At 70.6% G+C, this 3,522-nt stretch carries 3 protein-coding genes; all 3 read left to right on the top strand.

All coding sequences use genetic code 11. The features are described from left to right. A partial coding sequence (locus MF270_RS27970; RefSeq protein WP_238368850.1) for an FAD binding domain-containing protein occupies window positions 1-867 on the top strand: 867 nt, incomplete at its 5' end. Further along, entirely contained in the window at window positions 864-1,346 is a 483-nt protein-coding gene (locus tag MF270_RS27965; protein WP_238368849.1) for a (2Fe-2S)-binding protein, read from the top strand. The genes MF270_RS27970 and MF270_RS27965, both read left to right, overlap by 4 nt. Continuing rightward, a partial coding sequence (locus MF270_RS27960) for a xanthine dehydrogenase family protein molybdopterin-binding subunit (protein ID WP_238368848.1) occupies window positions 1,346-3,522 on the top strand: 2,177 nt, incomplete at its 3' end. The genes MF270_RS27965 and MF270_RS27960, both read left to right, overlap by 1 nt.

Here is a 3,522-nt window from a genome sequence, read left to right as displayed (position 1 = left end):
ATGAACTACCACAGCCCGAGTGATTTCATTGAGGCGTCGCGGTTGGCGTCTGTTGCGTCCGGGGTGACGCGGTTCCTGGCGGGGGGGACGGATGTGCTGGTGCAGATGCGGGCCGGGATGGTGCTGCCGGACGACCTGATCGACCTGAAGAAGATCGCGGGCGTGGGGGAGATCACGCGGGACGCTGACGGCGGCTGGACCATCGGCATCGCGGTGCCGGGGATCGCGCTGGGCGCGAACGCCGCGCTCAAATCCGACTGGCCCGGGGTGGTCGAGGGGATGGAGCTGGTGGGCTCGACCCAGGTGCAGGGACGGGCGACGCTGGCCGGGAACCTGTGCAACGGCTCTCCGGCCGCCGACAGCGTGCCGGGCCTCGTGGCCGCCGGCGCCACCGTCACGGTGACGGGCCCCGAGGGCACGCGGCAGGTGGCGGTCGAGGACATCCCGACCGGGCCGGGCAAGACCTCGCTGGCCAAGGGCGAGCTGATCAGCGCGATCCACCTGCCGGCGCGGGGCGAGGGCGGTGGCGACGCCTACCTGCGCTTCATCCCGCGCACGGAAATGGACATCGCCGTGGTCGGCTGCGCGGTGAACCTGACGCTGGACGGCGACACGATCAAGTCCGCCCGGGTCGCGCTGGGGGCCGTGGCGCCCACGGTGATCCTGGTGCCCGAGGCGGCCGCCGCCATCACCGGCACCACCCTTGACGACGCGGCCATCGAGGCCCTCGTCGCGGCGGCGAAATCCGCCGCCAAACCCATCAGCGACAAGCGCGGCACGGCCGAGTTCCGGGTCGAGATCGCGGGCGTGCTGGCCAAGCGCGCCGCCCGCATCGCCTACGCCCGCGCGAAAGGAGACAGCGCATGAGCAAGATCCACGTAACCACCACCATCAACGGCGACGCGGTCGAGTTCCTGGCCGATCCGCGCGAGACGCTGCTCGACTGCCTGCGCGACCACGTCGGGCTGACCGGCACCAAGGAAGGCTGCGGCACCGGCGATTGCGGCGCCTGCTCGGTCGAGCTGGACGGCACGCTGGTCTGCTCCTGCCTGGTGCTGGGCGTCGAGGCCTCGGGCAAGTCGGTCCAGACCATCGAGGGGATGGCGACCGACAGCGAATTGCACCCGCTGCAGCGCAAGTTCGTCGAACATGCCGCGCTGCAATGCGGCTTCTGCACGCCGGGCATCCTGGTGGCGGCGAAATCGCTGCTCGACCGGAACACGAGCCCGACCGAGGAAGAGGTGCGCTACTGGCTGGCCGGCAACCTGTGTCGCTGCACCGGCTACGACAAGATCATCCGCGCCGTGATGGACGCGGCGGCGGAACTGCGCGGGGAGGCTGCGTGATGGCGAAGGACAATCTCACCGAGTTCACCAAGGTCGGCACCCGTCCGGACCGCCCGGACGGGCTCGACAAGGTCACGGGGCGCGCGCGCTACGGCGCGGATTTTGCGCTGCCCGGCATGCTGCACGCGGCCGTCGTGCGCTCGCCCCATGCCCATGCGAAGATCCTCAAGATCGACGCCACGAAAGCCCTCGCGCTCGACGGCGTGAAGGCGGTGGTCACCCGCGCCGACTTCCCCGGGGGGCTGACGGGCGAAGACTGGAACCTGCAGGAGAACACGATCGCCGGGGAAAAGGCGCTGTACGACGGCCATGCCGTGGCCGCCGTTGCCGCGACCTCGAAATTGCTGGCCGAGGAGGCCGCGCGGCTGATCGAGGTCACCTACGAGGTCCTGCCGCACGTGATCGACGTCGATGACGCGATCAAGCCCGGCGCCCCGGTGATCCGCGAAGGGGCCGCCGATGCGACCGTCCCCGAAGGCATGCCGCCCAACGTCGTGCGCTACATGGAGTTCGGCCGCGGCGACGTCGAGGCCGGCTTTGCCGAGGCCGCGCTGGTGATGGAGAAGTCCTACAAGACCGAGGCGACCCACCAGGGCTATATCGAGCCGCATGCCTGCGTCGGCCAGATGGGCGGCGACGGCAAGGGCGAGATGTGGGTCTGCACGCAGGGCCAGTGGTTCATCCGCAAGATGTGCACCGCGGTGCTGGGGCTGGATGCCGCGCAGCTGCGCGTGACCCCGTCCGAGATCGGCGGCGGCTTTGGCGGCAAGACCACGATCTTCATGGAACCGCTGAGCCTGGCGCTGTCGAAGAAGGCCGGCGGCCGCCCGGTCAAGCTGGTGATGAGCCGGGCCGAGGTGCTGCGCGCGACCGGCCCGACGGCCTCGGCCTCGATGGACGTCAAGCTGGGGCTGGCGGCGGATGGCACGATCACGGCCGCCCGCGCCGAGTTCCGCATGCAGGGCGGCGCCTTCCCGGGCGCGCCGGTGGACATGGCGCTGTACTGCTGCTTTGCGCCCTACAAGCTGAAGAACGTGGCGCATGTGGGCTATGACGTGCTGGCGAACCGCCCCAAATGCGCCGCCTACCGCGCGCCGGGCTCGCCCATGGGCGCCTTTGCCGTCGAAAGCCTGCTGGACGAGATGTGCCGCGAGCTGGGCCTCGACCCCATCGAGGTGCGGATGAAGAACGCCGTGCGCGAGGGGGACGTGGCCAGCTACGGGCCCAAGTTCGGCTCCATCGGCCTTGTCGAGGTGCTGGAGGCGGTGAAATCGCACCCGAACCTCGCGGCGCCGCTGGGGCCGAACCAGGGCCGGGGCCTTGCCGCGGGCTACTGGTTCAACCACTCGGGCGAGACCTCGGTCTCGATGGCGATCGGCGAGGACGGCACCGCCCAGGTCTCGGTCGGCACGCCGGATATCGGCGGCTCGCGCGCGTCGATCGCGCTGATGGTGGCCGAGCGGCTGGGCATCGATTACGAGGACGTGCGCGTCAACGTGGTCGAGACCGGCGCGCTTGGCGTGAACGAGCCGACCCATGGCAGCCGCGCCACCTTTGCCAGCGGCAAGGCGGCGGTGCTGGCGACGGAACAAGCGATCACCCAGCTTTGCGCCCGCGCGGCGGCGGACTGGGGGATCGACGCGGATGCCGTTGAATGGGTCGACGGCGCGGCCCAGCCCGCGGGCCCCAACGCGGGCAAGTTCCCGCCCCTGACCCTGGCCGAGATCGCGGCCAAGATGGGCTCCACCGGCGGGCCGATCTCGGGCCACCACGAAGGCGTCCCGGAAGGCGTCGGCGCCAGCTTCGGTGCCCATGTGGTGGATGTCGAGGTCGACCCGGAAACCGGCCGCGTGACCATCCTGCGCTACCTCGTGGTGCAGGATGCGGGCCGGGCGATCCACCCGTCCTATGTCGAGGGGCAATACCAGGGCGGCGCGGCCCAGGGCATCGGCTGGGCGCTGAACGAGGAATACGTCTACGACGACAAGGGGCGGCTGGCGAACCCGGTCTTCCTCGACTACCGCATCCCGGTGGCGTCCGACCTTCCGCCCATCGACACGGTCATCGTCGAGGTCCCCAACCCGGGCCATCCCTACGGCGTCCGCGGCGTCGGCGAAACCGGCATCACCCCGCCGCTGCCGGCCATCGCCAACGCCATCCACGCCGCCACCGGCGC

Origin of the sequence: Mesobacterium pallidum, assembly GCF_019966535.1 — a bacterium.
In the GTDB taxonomy this organism is placed as follows: Bacteria; Pseudomonadota; Alphaproteobacteria; order Rhodobacterales; family Rhodobacteraceae; genus Mesobacterium; species Mesobacterium pallidum.
This window is presented reverse-complemented; position numbering and strand designations above follow the sequence as displayed.